The organism is Pseudomonas sp. NMI542_15, assembly GCF_021283425.1.
GTDB lineage: Bacteria > Pseudomonadota > Gammaproteobacteria > Pseudomonadales > Pseudomonadaceae > Aquipseudomonas > Aquipseudomonas fortuita.
This window is the reverse complement of record NZ_JAJSRO010000015.1, coordinates 40,299-56,935: the sequence shown is the minus strand read 5'-3', so window position 1 is coordinate 56,935 and position 16,637 is coordinate 40,299. Positions and strand designations below refer to the sequence as shown.

Here is a 16,637-nt window from a genome sequence, read left to right as displayed (position 1 = left end):
AGGAACACCCATGAACGCAGCATTGAACAAAGGCCCGGCGCAACGTGCGCCGTCCTACTACAGCGCCACGCTCAACGACCACACCGAGTACCCGCAGCTCAAGGGCACGGTACAGGTGGACGTGGCCATCATCGGTGGCGGCTTCACCGGCGTCGCCACGGCGGTGGAGCTCGCCGAGCGTGGCCTGAAGGTCGCCATCGTCGAAACCAACCGCATCGGCTGGGGCGCCAGCGGGCGCAATGGCGGCCAGGTCACCGGCAGCCTGTCGGGCGACGAGGCCATGCGCACGCAGATGCGTAGCCACCTGGGCGCCGAAGTCGACGATTTCATCTGGCACCTGCGTTGGCGCGGGCACCAGGTGATCGAACAGCGCGTGGCGCGCTATGGCATCGACTGCGACCTCAAGCACGGCCACCTGCACGCGGCGATGAAGCCCTCGCACATGAACGAGCTGCGCGCATTCGAGGCCGAGGCCCAGCGCCGGGGCATGGGCGAGCAGGTGCAATTGCTCGACCGCGCCGCAGTGGCCGAGCACCTGCAGAGCCCACTGTACCTGGGCGCGTTGAAGAACCTGCGCAACCTGCACCTGCACCCGCTCAACCTGTGCCTGGGTGAGGCCCGCGCTGCCCACAGCCTGGGTGCATTGATCTTCGAAAACTCCGAGGTGCTGGACATCGTCCACGGCCCGCGCCCGGCGGTGGTCACCGCCCACGGCCGGGTCGAGGCACGCCAGGTGATGCTGGCCGGCGATGTGTACCACAAACTGGAAAAGCGCCAGCTCAAGGGCAAGATCTTCCCGGCCATGGGCGGTATCGTCACCACCGCGCCGCTGGGTGAGCTGGCTGAGCAGATCAACCCGCAGGACCTGGCGGTGTACGACTGCCGCTTCGTGCTCGACTACTACCGCCTGACCGCCGACAAGCGCCTGCTGTTCGGCGGTGGCGCCAACTATTCCGGCCGTGACTCACGGGATATCGAAAGTGAACTGCGCCCGTGCATCGAGCGCACCTTCCCGGCATTGAAAGGCGTGCCGATCGAGTTCCAGTGGAGCTGCGCCATGGGCATCGTGGTCAACCGCATCCCGCAGTTGGGCAAGCTGTCGGACAACGTGTGGTACTGCCAGGGTTATTCGGGGCACGGCATTGCCACCAGCCACATCATGGGCGAAATCATGGCCGAGGCATTGACCGGGACGCTGGAGAAGTTCGACACCTTTGCCCAGTGCAAGCATGTGCGGGTGCCGATGGGGGATTTGCTGGGCAACCCGCTGCTGGCGGCGGGGATGTGGTACTACCAGATGCTGGAAAAACTGCGCTGAGCCTGAAGCGGTGCAACCTCGGCAGGAACGGCCTTGTGCCGCGAAAGGGCCGCAAAGCGGCCCCAGGTTCTCAGCCGTAATGCTGAAATTGCTGGGGCCGCTTTGCGGCCCTTTCGCAGCACACGGCTGCTCCTGCAGGGACTGCGCTGGCGGGGCGTCAGGCGATCTTCTTCAAGCCCTGCTTCTTGAGTTCTTCATCGCGCAGCTCGCGGCGCAGGATCTTGCCCACGTTGGTGGTCGGCAGCGCATCACGGAACTCGATCAGGCGCGGTACCTTGTAGCCGGTAACGTTGGCACGCATGTGCTCCATCACCTGCTCCTTGGTCACGGTCATGCCCGGCTTGACCACGATGAAAACCTTGATCACTTCACCTGACTTCTCGTCAGGCACACCAATGGCTGCACACTGCAGCACGCCCGGCAAGGCCGCCAGCACATCTTCCAGCTCGTTGGGGTACACGTTGAAGCCCGAGACCAGAATCATGTCCTTCTTGCGGTCGACGATGCGCATGTAACCGTCCGGCTGGATCAGGGCGATGTCACCGGTCTTCAACCAGCCTTCGCTGTCCAAAATCTCGGCGGTGGCGTCTTCGCGCTGCCAATAGCCCTTCATCACCTGCGGGCCCTTGACGCACAGTTCGCCCACCTCGCCCAACGGTAGCTCGTGGCCGGCGTCATCGATGATCTTGCACAGGGTGGACGGCACCGGAATACCGATAGTACCCACCTGGTTGGCTTCTGCCGGGTTCACCGCCGCCACCGGGCTGGTTTCGGTCATGCCGTAGCCTTCGCAGATGGCGCACCCCGTAACGGCCTTCCAGCGCTCGGCCACGCTCAGTTGCAGGGCCATGCCGCCCGACAGGGTAATTTTCAGCGCCGAGAAGTCCAGTGCACGGAACGCCTCGCTGTTGCACAGGGCAACGAACAGCGTGTTGAGGCCGACAAAGCCGCTGAACTTCCACTTGCCCAGTTCCTTGACCATGGCAGGCAGGTCACGGGGGTTGCTGATCAGCACGTTGTGGTTGCCGATGAGCATCATTGCCATGCAGTGGAAGGTAAAGGCGTAGATGTGGTACAGCGGCAGCGGGGTGATGAGGATTTCGCAGCCTTCGTGCAGGTTCGCGCCCATCAGCGCTCGGCACTGCAGCATGTTGGCCACCAGGTTGCGGTGGGTCAGCATGGCGCCTTTGGCCACACCGGTGGTGCCACCGGTGTACTGCAGCACGGCCACGTCGTTGGCCTGCGGGTTGGCCTCGGTCACCGGCTGGCCCTTGCCCAACGCCAGCGCGTCGTTGAAGCGCACGGCCTGCGGCAGGCTGTAGGCCGGCACCATCTTCTTCACGTACTTGATCACGCTGTTGATCAGCAGGCGCTTGAGCGGGGGCAGCAGGTCGGCCACTTCGGTGACGATGACGTGCCTGACCTGGGTCTTGGGTACCACCTTCTCGGCCAGGTGGGCCATGTTGGCCAGGCACACCAAAGCCTTGGCGCCGGAGTCGTTGAACTGGTGTTCCATCTCCCGCGCGGTGTACAGCGGGTTGGTGTTGACCACGATCAGCCCGGCACGCATGGCGCCGAAGACCGCGACCGGGTATTGCAGGACATTGGGGAGCTGCACGGCAATGCGGTCGCCCGGCTTGAGGTCGGTATGCTGCTGCAGCCAGGCGGCAAACGCCCCCGACAGCGCATACAGCTCGCCATAAGTGATAGTCTTGCCCAGGTTGCTAAAGGCCGGTTTGTCGGCAAAGCGTTGGCAGGATTGCTTGAGTACTGCCTGGATATTGGGGAATTCGTCAGGATTGATTTCCGCCGTAACCCCGGCTGGGTACTTATCCTTCCAAAAATTTTCGATCATGGAAGCCCACTCCTTCAGCAACAGCGAAGTTCGATTGGCGCGTCGATGCGCTTATTATTGATATGAGACGGCGGTTCGTTGCAAACCGGATCGTCTGAAAGCGGGCCGAGAGTAACAGCTTTGCCTGGGGTCGCCTAGAGGCCAAAACAGGCCTTGCAGTCACAAAAATGACTCAATGAACAATACAGGTCATTTTTAGAGTTTTTAACCAAAATGTCGCAGATCAGGCTGAAACAGGCCTGTTAGACCACCTTGAACGCATTCGCGGGTGAACCCGCTGCCACAGGGGCCCGCACAAAGCTTGGAGGCTGTGCAGTACCTGTGGGGGCGGGTTCACCCGCGAAACAGCCAACACAGACTCAAGCTATGTCGCGCAGCTCCCGCCGCAGGATCTTGCCCACCGGCGTCATCGGCAACGACTCGCGCAGCACGATGTGCTTGGGTACCTTGTAGCCGGTGAAGTTGGCCTTGCAGTAAGCCTTGAGCTCTTCCACGCTCAGCCCGCCCTCGCGCGGCACCACGAACAGCTTCACTGCCTCGCCAGAACGCTCGTCCGGCACGCCGATGGCGGCACAGTTGGCAACCTTGGGGTGGCCCATCACCACGTCCTCGATCTCGTTGGGGTACACGTTGAAGCCCGAGACGATGATCATGTCCTTCTTGCGGTCGACGATGCGGGTGAAACCGTCCGGGTCGATCACCGCGATATCACCCGTCTTGAACCAGCCGTCCGCATCCAGGGCCTGGGCAGTGGCCTCAGGCTGCTGCCAGTAACCCTTCATCACCTGTGGCCCCTTGATGCACAACTCGCCCCGCTCGCCCAGGGGCAATTCGTTGCCATCGTCGTCAATTACCTTGAAGGCGGTACCCGCTACCGGGATGCCCACCGTACCCAGACGCGCCAGCTGGCCATAGGGATTGGTGCTGGCCACCGGCGAGGTTTCTGTCAGACCGTAGCCTTCGACAATGCGGCACCCGGTAAGCGCCTCCCAGCGCTCGGCGGTGGCCTTGACCAGCGCCGTGCCGCCAGAGTTGGTGACCTTCAGCGCCGAGAAATCCAGCTGGCGGAAACCGGGATGGTCCATCAATGCGACAAACAGGGTGTTCAGCCCCAACAGCGCCGAGAAACGCCACTTGCCCAGCTCCTTGATGAAGCCGGGGATGTCACGCGGGTTGGTGATCAGGACGTTGTGGTTGCCGGTGACCATCATGCACATGCAATTCGCGGTAAAGGCATAGATATGGTAAAGCGGCAGGGGTGCGATCATCACCTCCTGGCCGTCCTTGAGCAGCTTCTGCCCGTCGGGGCCGTGCTGCGAGAAGCAGGCCAGCACCTGCAACATGTTGGCCACCAGGTTGCCGTGGGTGAGCATGGCGCCCTTGGCCAGGCCGGTGGTGCCGCCGGTGTACTGCAGCACGGCGATGTCGTCCAGGCTCAACGGCACCGGTTTGGGCGAGTGCTCGCGGCCCTCGCGCAGCACCTGTTTGAACGATATCGCCTGGGGTAGCTGGTAAGCGGGCACCATCTTCTTCAGCTTGTCGACCACCGTGTTGACCAGCCAGCCTTTGGCGGCAGGTAACAGGTCGCCCATCTTCGCCTCGATCAGGTACTCGATGCCGGTATCGGGCAGCACTTCCTGCACCCGCTTGCCGAACATGTTCAGGTACACCAGCGCACGTGCGCCACTGTCCTTGAACTGGTGGCGCATTTCGCGCTCGGTGTACAGCGGGTTGGTGTTGACCACGATCAGGCCGGCACGCATGGCACCAAAGACCGCGATCGGGTATTGCAGCACGTTGGGCATCTGCACCGCGATGCGGTCACCCGGCTTGAGGCCGGTGTGCTGCTGCAACCAGGCGGCGAAGGCTGCCGAGTGGCGCTCCAGCTCCCCGTAGGTCAGGGTCACGCCCAGGTTGCTGAACGCCGGGCGGTCGGCAAAGCGCTTGCAGGAGCGCTCGAATACCTCGACGACCGAGGTGTAGGCATTGATGTCGATGGTGGAAGGCACGCCCGCCGGGCGCTTGTCATTCCAGAAGTCGGCTTGCATTTATTATTGTTCCTCTGCCTGGACCTGCACTGCGTCCTTTAGTCCTTTACCTGATTGCCTGCCGGCAAAAAGGCGTTGCTCCGACGTTAGCAGGTAAGCCCAAGGCGGCATATACGCCAAGTGCCGCCATTAACATTGTGAATCTTATTTGTGCCCTTCCTGCAATCCGGCCGGTTGTGCATACACTGTTCGGGTACCCGCGCGCACAAGGACCCGCCATGCCCCACGACGCCTTCTGGCTCCCCGCCAGTGAGCACTGCAGCCTGTATGTACATCAATGGCTGCCGGCCACACCGGTAAAGGCCGTGGTGCTGCTGGCCCATGGCATGGCCGAGCATGCCGGGCGCTACCAGCGCCTGGGGCATGCCCTGAGCGAGGCCGGCTTTGCCCTGTTCGCTGCCGACCAGCGCGGCCACGGGCGCAGCGCCGAGCTGGGCAGCCGCGGCCTGTTCGCCCGCCATCATGGCTGGAATGCCGTAGTCAATGACGTTGGGTTGCTGGCCCAGCACATCGGCCAGCAGTACCCATGCACGCCGCTGTTTCTGTTCGGCCACAGCATGGGCAGCTACATTGCCCAGGCTTACCTGCTGCACCACAGCGCCAGCCTGCACGGGGCGATTCTCAGTGGCTCCAACTACCAACCGGCGGCGCTGTACCGCCTGGCGCGGCTGATTGCCCGGCTGGAGAGCTGGCGCCAAGGGCCGCAAGGCAAGAGTGCGCTGATCGAATGGTTGTCGTTCGGGTCGTTCAATAAAGCGTTCAAACCCAACCGCACGGCGTTCGACTGGCTTAGCCGCGACCCAGCCGAGGTCGACCTGTACGTCAACGACCCGTTGTGCGGCTTTCGCTGCAGCAACCAGCTGTGGCTCGACCTGCTGCAAGGCTTGGCGCAGATCAGCCAGCCGGGTAACCTCGCGCAGATCGATCCGAACCTGCCCATGCTGGTAATCGGTGGCGAATGTGATCCGGTCAGTGCCGGCAAGCGTCTAACCCATCTGGCCGACGCCCTGCGCGCGACCGGCAATCGACATGTACAGCTGCGCGTCTATCCTGAGGCGCGGCATGAAGTACTCAACGAAACCAACCGTGACGAGGTCACCGCCGATATTCTCGGCTGGCTTGAGCAGGCGCTGGCCCTTGGCCGCCCCGTGCGCAGTGAATGATAGCCGCCCTCGCCTAACGCTTAAGGAAGCACCGATGTCCCAGGTCACCAACACGCCTTACGAAGCCCTCGAAGTTGGCCAGACGGCCGAGTACAAGAAGTCCGTTGAAGAACGCGACATCCAGCTGTTCGCTGCCATGTCCGGTGACCACAACCCGGTTCACCTGGATGCCGAGTTCGCCGCCAAGAGCATGTTCCGCGAGCGTATTGCCCATGGCATGTTCAGCGGCGCGCTGATCAGTGCTGCGGTGGCCTGCACCCTGCCAGGCCCTGGCACCATCTACCTGGGCCAGCAGATGAGCTTCCAGAAGCCGGTGAAGATTGGCGACACCCTGACCGTGCGCCTGGAGATTCTCGAGAAGCTGCCCAAGTTCAAGGTGCGCATTGCCACCAACGTGTACAACCAGAACGATGAGCTGGTGGTCCAGGGTGAGGCCGAAATCCTGGCGCCGCGCAAGCAGCAGACAGTCGAGCTGGTGTCGCCGCCGAATTTCGTGGCTAGCTGAAGATTGATGTAGACCGCACCGGCCTCTTCGCGGGTAAACCCGCTCCCACAGGTACAGCACCATGCTCAAGTCTGTGGTGATCCTGTGGGAGCGGGTTTACCCGCGAAGAGGCCAGCGCAGCCAACATCACTCGATGACTTTCAGCCGCTGCTCGATATGCCGCCGCTCCGGCGCCTGCCGGGTCAGCGCCAGCGCCTGCCGCCACGCCGCACGCGCCTCCTCCACCTGCCCCAACTGGTAATGCAGCTCGGCCCGCGCCGCGTGCGCCAGGTGATAGTCCAGCAGATCACCGCGCGCCAGAATCCCTTCGACTTCCCGCAGGCCCACTTGCGGCCCATCGCGCTTCGCCAGCGCCACCGCCCGGTTCAGTTCCACCACCGCTGACGGCCAATGCCGCTGCAACACATCATACAGCCCGACGATTTCCACCCAGTCCGTTTCTTCTGCGGTTGCCGCTTCAGCGTGCACAGCGGCGATCGCCGCCTGCACCGTGTAGGCACCGAACGCCCGGCTTTGCAGGGCCTGGCGCACCAGCTCGCAGCCCTCGTCAATGCGTTGCCGGTCCCACAGGCTGCGGTCCTGTTGTTCCAGCAGCACAAGGTTGCCCTGGGCATCGGTGCGCGCCTGCTGCCGCGACGCCTGAAGCAGCATCAAGGCCAGCAGGCCGTTGGCCTCCGCATCAGGCAACAATTGCACCAGCAGCCGCGCCAGGCGAATGGCTTCATCGCTCAGCTCCTGCTGCAGCAGTGACTCGCCCGACGACGCCGAATAGCCTTCGTTGAACACCAGGTAGATCACCCGTAACACGCTCTCCAGGCGCTCGGGCAGTTCGCTCAACGCTGGTACCTGGTAGGGGATGCCGGCATCGCGGATCTTGGCTTTGGCGCGCACGATGCGCTGGGCGATGGTAGTCGGGCTTTGCAGGAAGGCGCGGGCAATCTGCTCGGTGGTCAAGTCGCAGACTGCGCGCAGGGTCAGCGGTACCTGGGCATCGGCCGACAGCGCCGGGTGGCAACAGGTGAAAATCAGCCGCAGGCGGTCATCCGCCAACAACTCTTCTTCGCTGGGGTCCTGCCCCTGGCCGTCGAGCAGCATGCTCAAGTCTGCCTGGGAGCGATCGAAACGTGCGCGTCGGCGCAGTGCATCGATGGCCTTGAAGCGCCCGGTGGAGACCAGCCACGCCCGTGGGTTATCGGGGATGCCATCACGCTGCCAGCGCTCGACGGCGATGAAGAAGGCATCATGCATGGCCTCCTCGGCCAGGTCGAAATCACCCAGCAGGCGGATCAATGTCGCCAGGATGCGCCGCGACTCCCGCCGGTACACCGACTCGACTTCGGCGCGCACCTGCGCCAGGGCTGTCATCAGTCGGGCATCCGCTGGGTCACCACCTCCACCAGGCGGTCCAGGCTTTCTCCCCAGCCCTGATAAAAACCCATTTCTTCATGGGCCCGGCAGTCAGCAGCATTCCAGTGCCAGGCGCGGGCGGTGTAGCGGGTTTTGCCCTGCTCCTCGTCAAAGCTGATCACGGCGGTCATGAAGGCCTTTTCTGACGGCACCCAACCGGGGCCAAAGGCATCGGTGAACACCAACCGTCGCGGCGCGGCAATGTCAAGAAACACGCCCTGGGTCGGGTATTCGCTACCATCCGGCGCTCGCATCAGGGTGCGGAATACCCCCCCGATCCACAACTGCATCTCGCACTCCGGGGTGGTCATGCCATGCGGCCCCCACCACTGCATCAGCCAATGGGGTTCGCTCCAGGCGCGAAACACCTTGGCCGGCGGTGCGTCGATCAGGCGGCTGATGGACAACTCGTGTTGCGCTTGCGCGGGGTGTGCAAGGCTCATGCTGATGGTTCTCCGTAGCTGTCAGGGTTGCAGTTCACGCACCGGTCGCACCTCGACACTGCCGACCCGTGCCGCAGGGATGCCCTTGGCGATATTCAGCGCTTCGTTCAGGTCGCGGGCCTCCACCAGGTAAAAGCCGGCGAGTTGCTCCTTGGTTTCGGCATACGGACCGTCGGTCAGGCTCATGTGCCCGTTACGCACACGTACCGTGGTGGCGGTCTGCACAGGCTTGAGCGCCTCGGCCGCCAGCATTCGCCCCGAGCCATGTACGGCTTCGGCGTAGGCCAGGCATTCGGCGTCTTCCGGGCTGTCGGGCAAGCTATGCAGCAGCCCCTCGTCACAATAGACCAGGCACAGGTATTTCATGGTCGCCTCCAGGGCATCGGCAAAGTGCGTTTGGCGATAACGGCTCAGGGCTTGAGATCGAACAGGGCTTTTTGCGTCTCCATGTCGAAGGGTGCAGACCAGTGTTCGTGGATCACCCGCCACTGGCCACCTTGACGACGATAGCCCACGGTCGCGCGCATGAAGCCGCACTGGCTTTCGTCGTCGCCTGGGCCGCAGCGGTTCAGCCAGTGGGCCAGGGCCAGGTCGCCATCGGCGTGGACGGTAAGCTGGGCAAGTTCGAAGACCATGGGCCCGGTGCACATGCCCATGCACATTTCCCAGTGCGCCGTGTAGGCGGCCTTGCCTTTGAATTGCAGGGCCTGGATGGCATCGAAGGCAACGATGTCATCGGCATAGGGGGCGGTGATGCTGGGGATGTCGCGATCGCGCACGGCCTGCATCCAGCGCTCGATCAGTTGGCGGATCTCGGTTTCGGCTGCGGTGCTCATCGGGGTGCCTCCGACAGTACGTAGGGTTTTGACACGCAGTGCGGCGTGCCTTCACCTATGGTCGAACGGAGAGCAGAGTAATCGACAACGCTTGAAAATATTCTGAATGCTGATCGCCCCATCGCCGGCAAGTCAGCTGCCACAGGGGTAGCACAACATGCAAATGCTGCGACAACCTTGTGGGCGCTGGCTTGCCGGCGATGAGGCCATCAGCAACTACAGTGGATACCTGTCGGTCAACCTTGCTGGCAACCTTCACCCATAGCCCGGTACTGGATGGTATGCACCTGGCCCTGGTGGTCTTCGTAGGTCATGGTCGCAGGTACCACTTCGCAGACATTGGGGATGGTCGACAGGTTGATCACCCGCTTGATGTCCAGGTTCATGGAGTAGTCGTACTGCTGGGCCACAGGCTCGCTGGAGACGGGTTTGACCTCATCGGCGAGGGCGAACGAGGACATACCGACCAATGCAAGAATCAGTAATGGTTTCATGTGAGTGTGCCTTTTGAGCATTCAAGCTGATCGATTGACTTCTATTGCCGTACCCGGCGCGGAGAAGTTGCCATCTACGGTGAAGATGGCACGAAGTACCGATCCCGCTTCGTACTGCCAGGGGGGATGAGTAAAATTCTACTCCCGGTTGCCAATAGTTGAACCCTGAACTCGGATATTCACCGTTGCCCGATTTGCAACAATCTGCGTCAAAATGGCCGCAACATCTCAGGCCAGAGCCTTTGGCCAGCTTTCAGGGAAGGACGCGTCATCTCATTAAAAAATATTCACTGCTCGACACTTGCGGCCACAGAACGCCGGCTGCTGGAGCATTTTTACCGCCAACACGGCTCGCGCATGCGTGCTGCAAGCGACGCTGAACTGTGGGTGGCACGCGCCCCAGGCATCATTGCGGGCTTGAGCCTCAATGCAGTAGGCGAAGGATTATGGCTGACGGGGCTGTTCGTCGACCCGCAACTGCGCGGTCAAGGGGTGGCCGGGCGGTTGATCGACGCGGCGCTGCAACACGCTGGCGGACCAACCTGGCTGTTCTGCCACCCGGACCTGGCGCCCTTCTATCAGCGCCTGGGTTTCCACATGGCCGGGCAACTGCCCGAAACCCTGGCCAGTCGCTTGCAGCGCTACCAGCGCAGCAAACGCCTGGTAGCCCTGCAGCGGGGTCAGTCGTCGCTGACCTCGAGCCCGGGGAATAGCACCTCGGTGTAGCCGAACTTGGCAAAGTCCTGGATACGCGATGGGTACAGCCGGCCGATCAGGTGGTCACACTCGTGCTGCACCACCCGCGCATGGAAACCGTCGGCAAAGCGGTTGATCGGGTTGCCTTGGGGGTCGACCCCTTCGTAGCAGATATGCTTGAAGCGTGGCACCACACCGCGCAGGCCCGGTACCGACAGGCAACCTTCCCAGCCGTCCTCTACTTCAGTGGACATCGGCGTGATGACCGGGTTGATCAAAATGGTCTGCGGCACCGCTTCGGCATCCGGGTAGCGCTCGCTGCGCTCGAAGCCGAAAATCACCAACTGCAGGTCGATACCAATCTGTGGCGCGGCCAAGCCTACGCCGCCCACATGGCGCATGGTTTCGAACATGTCGTCGATCAGTTGCTGCAGTTCGACAGTGCCGAGCATGTGCCCGGGCACGGGCGGGGCGATGCGCAGCAGGCGTTCGTCGCCCATCTTTAGAATGTCACGGATCATCTGGGGTTCGGCTCGGAAGGTTGGTGCTCGCTGGGTTGCGGGTGCTCATGGCCCAGCACGGTGATGGTTTGCGGAGCCTTGTGCCCTTCGAAATCTTTCTCACCAGGGTTTTTACCCTCGCTCGACATGTGCTCGATCACCGCGTTCATCTCCGCGCCCAGCAGCAATACGGCAGCGGAAATATAGAAATACAGCAACAGCACGATGATTGCACCAATGCTGCCGTACATCGCGTTGTAGTCGGCAAATGTTTTCACGTAATAAGCAAAGCCCAGGGAAGCCACGATCCACACCACCACTGCCAGCACCGAACCGGGTGTAATGAAGCGAAACTTTTGTTTCACGTCAGGCATGACGTAGTAGATCAGGGCCACTGCCACCATCAGCAAGATGATGATCACTGGCCAGCGCAGGATGGTCCAGAGTGTGACGATGAACTCCTGCATACCAATCTGGGCGGCGATCCATTCCATCACCTGCGGGCCCAGTACCATCAGTGCTGCGGCCGCCAGCAACATGCCGGCCAGGCCGATGGTGTAGAAAATGGAAAGCGGGATACGCTTCCAAACCGGGCGGCCTTCGGGCACATCGTAAGCAGCGTTCATCGCGCTCATCATCAGGCGTACGCCGGCCGATGCGGTCCACAAGGCAATCACGATACCCACCGACAACAGCCCGCCCTTGGACTGCTGCAACTGGTCGATCACCGGGTTGACCTGTTCCAGCGCCTGCGGTGGCAGTACCAGTTCCGACTGCAGCCGCAGCCAGGAAAAGAAGTCCGGCAAATGCAGAAAACCAATCAGGGCAATGAGGAACAGCAAGAAAGGGAACAGCGAAAACAGTGCTTGGTAAGCCAGCGCAGAGGCATAGGTGGACATTTCGTCATCAAGGAATTCCTTGACGGTGCGCACCAGCACGCGGTGCAAGGGCAGGCCCTGCAGGGCGGAAAAAATCATAGCGTCTCCTTTCGCCGCTCGATCGATTCAACAGACAAGTCTAATAGACCATACCGCTGCTGTGCTGCTCCCGGCCAATGCATCAGAAAAGGTTCAAGCCCTTATAGGCCTCTTCGCGGGCCTGCCCGCGAAGAGGCCGGTACAGGTTGCTCAAATCAAGGCTTTTTCACCGCGTCCTTTACATCGCCCTTGATCTGCTGCGCCTCGCCTTTGACTTCCTGCGCCTTGCCCTCTGCACGCAGCTTGTCGTTGCCGGTTACCTTGCCAACACCCTGTTTCACGTTGCCGATTGCTTCGTTGGCCAGACCTTTCGCTTTGTCTTTAGTACCGCTCATGGCAAAACTCCTGCAAATGGAGACACGTGAACCGTGTCGACAGAAGGTGGACCCAACACCCTCGCCAGGAGTTTCAACGAATTTTCCATTCGCAAGCCGAACGGTAAAACTGCGGGCGAATACCGCACCAAATCACCCCGGCGCACCTACGCAGCCAGCACAGCTGCCCTAGAATGCCCGCAAACGTCCGCCCACAGCAGGCTGGCACTCGATAAGAACAATGTTTTCCGGATACCCGCACCCATGCGTCTGATGCCTGCACTGGTGGCCTTGCTGCCACTGCTCCCCCTGCCCGCCCTGGCCGCTGCACCGGCCAACTCCGAAACCTTGCGTGTCGAGCGTTACGCCGACGACGGCCAACCCGGTTCGCTGCGCTGGGCCATCGAAACCAGCAACCAGAACCCCGGCCACTACAGCATCGACATTGACGCTGTCGGCAAACCGCCTTACATCATTCGCCCCAGCCGTGCGCTCCCAGACATCAAGGGCCCAGTGCGCATCACCGGCCTGCCTTGGGCGCGCGATGGCCAGTACATCGCCATCGACGGTTCGGCCTACATCAAGGACCAGGGCGTACGCACCTGCCCCGGCGCCCTGCCCGGCCAGTTCGGCACCAACGTGCGCACCACCACCAACCCCGGGCTGGTGCTGCGCGACACCCAGGGCGTGCACCTGAGCGGCCTGGAAGTGCGCAACTTTTGCATCGGCATCCTGGTCAACCGCGCCAGTGGCAACGTGATCGAAGACAACCGCATCATCGCCAACAAGGGCGGCGCTGGCATCATGCTGACCGGTGACGACGGCGCGGGTAACCCCACCGCTACCACCACGAACAACAACAAGGTGCTGCGCAACCAGCTGATCGACAATGGCGACGGCCTGGAGCTGACCCGCGGCGCGGCATTCAACCTGGTGGCCGATAACCTGTTCCGCTCCACCTCGGCCAACCCCGAGCCATCGCAGGGTATCGAGATTCTGTTGGGCAACGACAACAGCGTGGTGCGCAACCGCTTCGAAAACTACTCCGACGGCCTGCAGATCAACTGGGGCAAGCGCAACTACCTGGCTGCCAACACGTTCACTGGTAACTCGATCGGCGTCAGCGTTACCGGCGATGGCAACATCCTCGACGGCAACCTGATCCACGGCAACCGCATCGGCGTGGCACTGCGCCCGGAGCCGGAGGCCACCGCCACACGCCTGAGCGGCAATCGCATCTGGGGTAACAGCCAGGATATCCGCCGCTGCGAAGCTGGCGGTTCGTGCGTGCCGGGCCAGCGCACAGGCGCCATCGTGTTTGGCGTACCGGCCCAGGCGCATGCGCTGTATGTGGGCTCGCGCGGCGTGGGGGCCGACTTGCCGAAGAAAGACCAGGCAATCATCTGCGATGCCAACGGCGAGCCCAAGCCTTGCCAACCGCTGCCCAACCATAACCAGCAAGCGCCACACCTGATTGCGCTGCAAGGCAATGTGTTGCGTGGTGAAGTGCAGGGGCCGGCGTCGAGCCTGCTGCGGGTGGAGTTGTTTGGCAATGCCGAGGCGGATGGCACCGAGGCGCAGCAGTACCTCGGGGAGGTGCTGGTGAACAGTGACAAGCAGGGCCAGGCGCGGTTTGCGCAGGTGCTGGAGGGCATCGGCGGGCTGCGCAGTTTTACTGCGACCGTGACGACAGCTGACGGGGCAACATCCGAGTTGAGCCTGCCGGTTCGGCGTTAACGCTACCGGCCTGTTCGCGGGCTTGCCCCGCCCGGTGCCACCCCTCACAATGCAGGCCTTCATAGCGTCAACCCGCAGGAACCTGCATGAAACTCGACAAACCCGCCGCCATCGCCCGGCGCAACGAAGCACTGGCCAAGCCGGTGCTGAACAGCAGCAATACGCTGTTCGCCATCCTGGACAACAAACGCAACCTGTGGTGGTTCGAAGTGCCTGTGGCGCTGCTGGGCAAGGGCCAGGCCGACTGGGTCAACCTGCTGCTGCACACGCCAGAAAGCGATGAGCTGCAGCACCTGAAGGTGCCCACCAACTTCCTCAAGGCTCACCTGGAGCAGATGGAAGTGCGCAAGCCCGGCAAGCGCCGTTCCACCATCAGCCTTGCGCTCAGCGCCGACCGCGATTCGCTGCTGCGCGACACCCGCCCGGGTGGCGAGCAGCTGGACTTCCGCAACTTCGTGCAGGCTTAAGGCGGTCAGACCTTCTCGATACGGTCGTCATGGATGACGATCAGGCCCTGCTTGAACAACGCGCCGATGGCCTTCTTGAAGTTGCCCTTGCTGACGTTGAACAGCTTGCTGATCAGCGCCGGGTCGCTCTTGTCGCACACGCCCAACACCCCACCTTCAGCCTCCAGACGCGCCATGATCTGCTCTTGCAGGCTGTCAGCCAGGGCCGCACCCACCGGTTGCAGGCTCAGGGCGATCTTGCCGTCGTGGCGCACTTCCTTGATGAAGCCCTTTTCGTGCATGCCCGAACGCAGGAACTTGAACACCTCATTCTTGTGGATCAGGCCCCAGTGGCGGTTATTGATGATGGCCTTGAAGCCCATCGGCGTTTCGCCGGCCACCAGCAACTCGACCGGTTGCCCGACTTTGTAGTCGGCCGGGGTGACGTCGAGGTAACGGTCCAGGCGCGACGTAGCGGTGATGCGGCGGGTGCGCTTGTCGAGGTAGACGTGCACCACGCAGTAATCGCCGATCTTCAGCTGCCGAGCCTCTTCCGAGTACGGCATCAGCAGGTCCTTGGGCAGGCCCCAGTCCAGGAAGATACCGGCCCCGTTGATGTCCTTGACCTTGAGGCTGGCAAACTCACCCACCTGAACCTTGGGCTTTTCAGTGGTAGCGATCAGCTGGTCTTCGCTGTCCAGATAGATGAACACGTTCAGCCAGTCATCCACCTCGGTTTCGGCGTTTTTCGGGATGTAGCGCCCCGGCAGCAGGATTTCGCCATCGGCGCCGCCGTCCAGGTACAGGCCGAAGTCCACGTGTTTCACGATTTGCAAACTGTTGTAACGCCCAAGCAGAGCCATTTCCGATGATCCTCAAGACAAGGCGGCTATTCTACACCTGAAGCCACCGCATGGCCCGACCACTGATACAGTTGAACCGCCAGCCCGCCCTTGCGTCTACCCTCTGGCCAGACTGAGGAAGGAACAGCACATGCCGCTACGCCTGCTCAAAGCCTTGCTTGTCGCCGTCGGCTTCGCACTGGCCCTGGCCGCCTGCAGCCGCATCGACCTGGCCTACCGCAACCTCGACCGCCTGGTGCCGTGGTCGCTGGGCGATTACCTGGACATGAACAGCGAGCAGAAGGCCTTGCTCGACGACCGCTTGCGCGAGCACCTGGCCTGGCATTGCAAGACCCAGCTGCCCGGCTACCTCGACTGGCTGGACCGGGTACGCGGCATGGTCGCCGATGGCCAAGTGACCGACCAGGCCCTGCAGCAACGTACCCGTGAGGCCCGTGAGGCGATTGGCCGGGTGGCAGAGGAAATCACCCCATCGGCCACTGAACTGTTGCGCGGCATGAGCGATACCCAAGTGGCGCAGATGCGCGAAGCGTTCCGCGATGACATCAGCGAACGGCAGAAAAAGTACGTGGATACGCCGCTGCCCAAACAGATCGCCCGCCGTAGCGAACGCATGGAGAAACGCCTGACCCCGTGGTTCGGCGAGTTGTCGGCAGCACAGAAGCAACGGGTCCAGGCCTGGTCCACAGCGTTGGGCGACCAGAACCGCGAATGGATCGCCAACCGCGCCCACTGGCAGCAGCAATTGTTGCTGGCGATGAACCAGCGCAATGACGCCAGCTTTGAACCACGCCTGGCGACACTGTTGCAGCGCAAGGAAAGTCTGTGGACGCCTGAATACCGCTCAGCGTTTCAAAATACCGAACAACAGGCGCGCAGCCTGCTGGTGGACCTGGTGCAGCTGAGCACCCCGCAACAGCGGCGGTTCTTGCAAGAAAAGCTGGGCAAGGTGCGGACTGATTTCGGTGAATTGAAGTGTTTGAAGGGGTGAAGTCACTGGTTGCCTGCCCTGGCCCTATCGCCGGCAAGCCAGCG

18 protein-coding genes are annotated in these 16,637 nt (G+C 62.1%); 7 read left to right on the top strand and 11 right to left on the bottom strand.

What is annotated here, in order from left to right; genetic code table 11:
* Positions 1-10 precede the first annotated feature (10 nt).
* On the top strand, positions 11-1,318 hold the full coding sequence (locus LU684_RS20220; protein ID WP_096426622.1) for an NAD(P)/FAD-dependent oxidoreductase: 1,308 nt from the start codon (positions 11-13) through the stop codon (positions 1,316-1,318).
* Between the two features lie 157 nt (positions 1,319-1,475).
* Here LU684_RS20220 and fadD1 read toward each other — a convergent pair whose 3' ends face one another.
* The gene (gene fadD1 / locus LU684_RS20215) at positions 1,476-3,173 is read right to left on the bottom strand and encodes a long-chain-fatty-acid--CoA ligase FadD1 (RefSeq protein ID WP_016488560.1); all 1,698 of its coding nucleotides are present in this window, start codon (positions 3,171-3,173) and stop codon (positions 1,476-1,478) included.
* Between the two features lie 359 nt (positions 3,174-3,532).
* Entirely contained in the window at positions 3,533-5,221 is a 1,689-nt protein-coding gene (fadD2, locus tag LU684_RS20210) for a long-chain-fatty-acid--CoA ligase FadD2 (RefSeq protein ID WP_095116770.1), read from the bottom strand.
* Positions 5,222-5,439: 218 nt separating this feature from the next.
* Between fadD2 and LU684_RS20205 the strand changes: the two genes are divergently transcribed.
* Together LU684_RS20205 and LU684_RS20200 are read left to right on the top strand one after the other, a co-directional pair.
* Positions 5,440-6,384 (top strand): alpha/beta hydrolase, encoded by a 945-nt coding sequence (locus LU684_RS20205; RefSeq protein ID WP_016488562.1) that lies wholly within the window; start codon positions 5,440-5,442, stop codon positions 6,382-6,384.
* A 34-nt stretch (positions 6,385-6,418) separates the two neighbouring features.
* A complete protein-coding gene (locus LU684_RS20200; RefSeq protein ID WP_016488563.1) occupies positions 6,419-6,889 on the top strand; it encodes a MaoC family dehydratase in 471 nt (156 codons plus the stop codon).
* A gap of 126 nt (positions 6,890-7,015) precedes the next feature.
* Here LU684_RS20200 and LU684_RS20195 read toward each other — a convergent pair whose 3' ends face one another.
* From LU684_RS20195 to LU684_RS20175, 5 genes are all read right to left on the bottom strand, one after another.
* Positions 7,016-8,254, bottom strand: a complete 1,239-nt coding sequence (locus tag LU684_RS20195; RefSeq protein WP_096426625.1) for an RNA polymerase sigma factor — start codon at positions 8,252-8,254, stop codon at positions 7,016-7,018.
* The gene (locus tag LU684_RS20190; protein ID WP_016488565.1) at positions 8,254-8,739 is read right to left on the bottom strand and encodes an SRPBCC family protein; all 486 of its coding nucleotides are present in this window, start codon (positions 8,737-8,739) and stop codon (positions 8,254-8,256) included. The genes LU684_RS20195 and LU684_RS20190 overlap by 1 nt, the downstream gene beginning before the upstream one ends.
* Before the next feature lie 21 nt (positions 8,740-8,760).
* On the bottom strand, positions 8,761-9,105 hold the full coding sequence (locus tag LU684_RS20185; RefSeq protein WP_016488566.1) for a YciI family protein: 345 nt from the start codon (positions 9,103-9,105) through the stop codon (positions 8,761-8,763).
* A 44-nt stretch (positions 9,106-9,149) separates the two neighbouring features.
* Positions 9,150-9,575: a YybH family protein gene (locus LU684_RS20180; protein ID WP_016488567.1), complete on the bottom strand. Its 426-nt coding sequence runs from the start codon at positions 9,573-9,575 to the stop codon at positions 9,150-9,152.
* Between the two features lie 236 nt (positions 9,576-9,811).
* Complete coding sequence (locus LU684_RS20175; protein ID WP_016488568.1) at positions 9,812-10,069, bottom strand: DUF2790 domain-containing protein; 258 nt, start codon at positions 10,067-10,069, stop codon at positions 9,812-9,814.
* Positions 10,070-10,426: 357 nt separating this feature from the next.
* On the opposite strand from LU684_RS20175, the gene LU684_RS20170 reads away from it, so the two are divergent.
* The gene (locus tag LU684_RS20170; protein WP_232894971.1) at positions 10,427-10,795 is read left to right on the top strand and encodes a GNAT family N-acetyltransferase; all 369 of its coding nucleotides are present in this window, start codon (positions 10,427-10,429) and stop codon (positions 10,793-10,795) included.
* Here the strand turns inward: LU684_RS20170 and def are convergent.
* The 3 genes from def to LU684_RS20155 all read right to left on the bottom strand — a co-directional run bounded on the left by def (position 10,750) and on the right by LU684_RS20155 (position 12,577).
* A complete protein-coding gene (gene def, locus LU684_RS20165; protein ID WP_060519179.1) occupies positions 10,750-11,286 on the bottom strand; it encodes a peptide deformylase in 537 nt (178 codons plus the stop codon). The genes LU684_RS20170 and def overlap by 46 nt on opposite strands.
* A complete protein-coding gene (locus LU684_RS20160) occupies positions 11,283-12,242 on the bottom strand; it encodes a YihY/virulence factor BrkB family protein (protein WP_016488571.1) in 960 nt (319 codons plus the stop codon). Before LU684_RS20160 ends, def begins: the two co-directional genes overlap by 4 nt.
* 155 nt (positions 12,243-12,397) lie before the next feature.
* Positions 12,398-12,577, bottom strand: a complete 180-nt coding sequence (locus tag LU684_RS20155) for a CsbD family protein (protein ID WP_016488572.1) — start codon at positions 12,575-12,577, stop codon at positions 12,398-12,400.
* 243 nt (positions 12,578-12,820) lie between these two features.
* Between LU684_RS20155 and LU684_RS20150 the strand changes: the two genes are divergently transcribed.
* Together LU684_RS20150 and LU684_RS20145 are read left to right on the top strand one after the other, a co-directional pair.
* Positions 12,821-14,293: a right-handed parallel beta-helix repeat-containing protein gene (locus LU684_RS20150; RefSeq protein WP_060519181.1), complete on the top strand. Its 1,473-nt coding sequence runs from the start codon at positions 12,821-12,823 to the stop codon at positions 14,291-14,293.
* Positions 14,294-14,379: 86 nt separating this feature from the next.
* Positions 14,380-14,760 carry a hypothetical protein gene (locus LU684_RS20145; RefSeq protein WP_016488574.1) on the top strand — a complete coding sequence of 127 codons (381 nt, stop codon included), beginning with the start codon at positions 14,380-14,382 and terminating at the stop codon, positions 14,758-14,760.
* 5 nt (positions 14,761-14,765) lie between these two features.
* On the opposite strand, the gene LU684_RS20140 is transcribed toward LU684_RS20145, so the two are convergent.
* Complete coding sequence (locus LU684_RS20140) at positions 14,766-15,602, bottom strand: CvfB family protein (RefSeq protein WP_016488575.1); 837 nt, start codon at positions 15,600-15,602, stop codon at positions 14,766-14,768.
* Positions 15,603-15,732: 130 nt separating this feature from the next.
* Here LU684_RS20140 and LU684_RS20135 point away from each other — a divergent pair, with 130 nt between their 5' ends.
* Positions 15,733-16,593 (top strand): DUF6279 family lipoprotein, encoded by an 861-nt coding sequence (locus LU684_RS20135; RefSeq protein WP_102689705.1) that lies wholly within the window; start codon positions 15,733-15,735, stop codon positions 16,591-16,593.
* Positions 16,594-16,637: the final 44 nt, after the last annotated feature.

What these genes read in the sequence shown, in the direction of transcription:
- LU684_RS20220 (WP_096426622.1), top strand. Translation starts at nt 11, where the DNA reads ATGAACGCAGCATTGAACAAAGGCCCGGCGCAACGTGCGCCGTCCTAC.
- fadD1 (WP_016488560.1), bottom strand. Translation starts at nt 3,173, where the DNA reads ATGATCGAAAATTTTTGGAAGGATAAGTACCCAGCCGGGGTTACGGCG.
- fadD2 (WP_095116770.1), bottom strand. Translation starts at nt 5,221, where the DNA reads ATGCAAGCCGACTTCTGGAATGACAAGCGCCCGGCGGGCGTGCCTTCC.
- LU684_RS20205 (WP_016488562.1), top strand. Translation starts at nt 5,440, where the DNA reads ATGCCCCACGACGCCTTCTGGCTCCCCGCCAGTGAGCACTGCAGCCTG.
- LU684_RS20200 (WP_016488563.1), top strand. Translation starts at nt 6,419, where the DNA reads ATGTCCCAGGTCACCAACACGCCTTACGAAGCCCTCGAAGTTGGCCAG.
- LU684_RS20195 (WP_096426625.1), bottom strand. Translation starts at nt 8,254, where the DNA reads ATGACAGCCCTGGCGCAGGTGCGCGCCGAAGTCGAGTCGGTGTACCGG.
- LU684_RS20190 (WP_016488565.1), bottom strand. Translation starts at nt 8,739, where the DNA reads ATGAGCCTTGCACACCCCGCGCAAGCGCAACACGAGTTGTCCATCAGC.
- LU684_RS20185 (WP_016488566.1), bottom strand. Translation starts at nt 9,105, where the DNA reads ATGAAATACCTGTGCCTGGTCTATTGTGACGAGGGGCTGCTGCATAGC.
- LU684_RS20180 (WP_016488567.1), bottom strand. Translation starts at nt 9,575, where the DNA reads ATGAGCACCGCAGCCGAAACCGAGATCCGCCAACTGATCGAGCGCTGG.
- LU684_RS20175 (WP_016488568.1), bottom strand. Translation starts at nt 10,069, where the DNA reads ATGAAACCATTACTGATTCTTGCATTGGTCGGTATGTCCTCGTTCGCC.
- LU684_RS20170 (WP_232894971.1), top strand. Translation starts at nt 10,427, where the DNA reads ATGCGTGCTGCAAGCGACGCTGAACTGTGGGTGGCACGCGCCCCAGGC.
- def (WP_060519179.1), bottom strand. Translation starts at nt 11,286, where the DNA reads ATGATCCGTGACATTCTAAAGATGGGCGACGAACGCCTGCTGCGCATC.
- LU684_RS20160 (WP_016488571.1), bottom strand. Translation starts at nt 12,242, where the DNA reads ATGATTTTTTCCGCCCTGCAGGGCCTGCCCTTGCACCGCGTGCTGGTG.
- LU684_RS20155 (WP_016488572.1), bottom strand. Translation starts at nt 12,577, where the DNA reads ATGAGCGGTACTAAAGACAAAGCGAAAGGTCTGGCCAACGAAGCAATC.
- LU684_RS20150 (WP_060519181.1), top strand. Translation starts at nt 12,821, where the DNA reads ATGCGTCTGATGCCTGCACTGGTGGCCTTGCTGCCACTGCTCCCCCTG.
- LU684_RS20145 (WP_016488574.1), top strand. Translation starts at nt 14,380, where the DNA reads ATGAAACTCGACAAACCCGCCGCCATCGCCCGGCGCAACGAAGCACTG.
- LU684_RS20140 (WP_016488575.1), bottom strand. Translation starts at nt 15,602, where the DNA reads ATGGCTCTGCTTGGGCGTTACAACAGTTTGCAAATCGTGAAACACGTG.
- LU684_RS20135 (WP_102689705.1), top strand. Translation starts at nt 15,733, where the DNA reads ATGCCGCTACGCCTGCTCAAAGCCTTGCTTGTCGCCGTCGGCTTCGCA.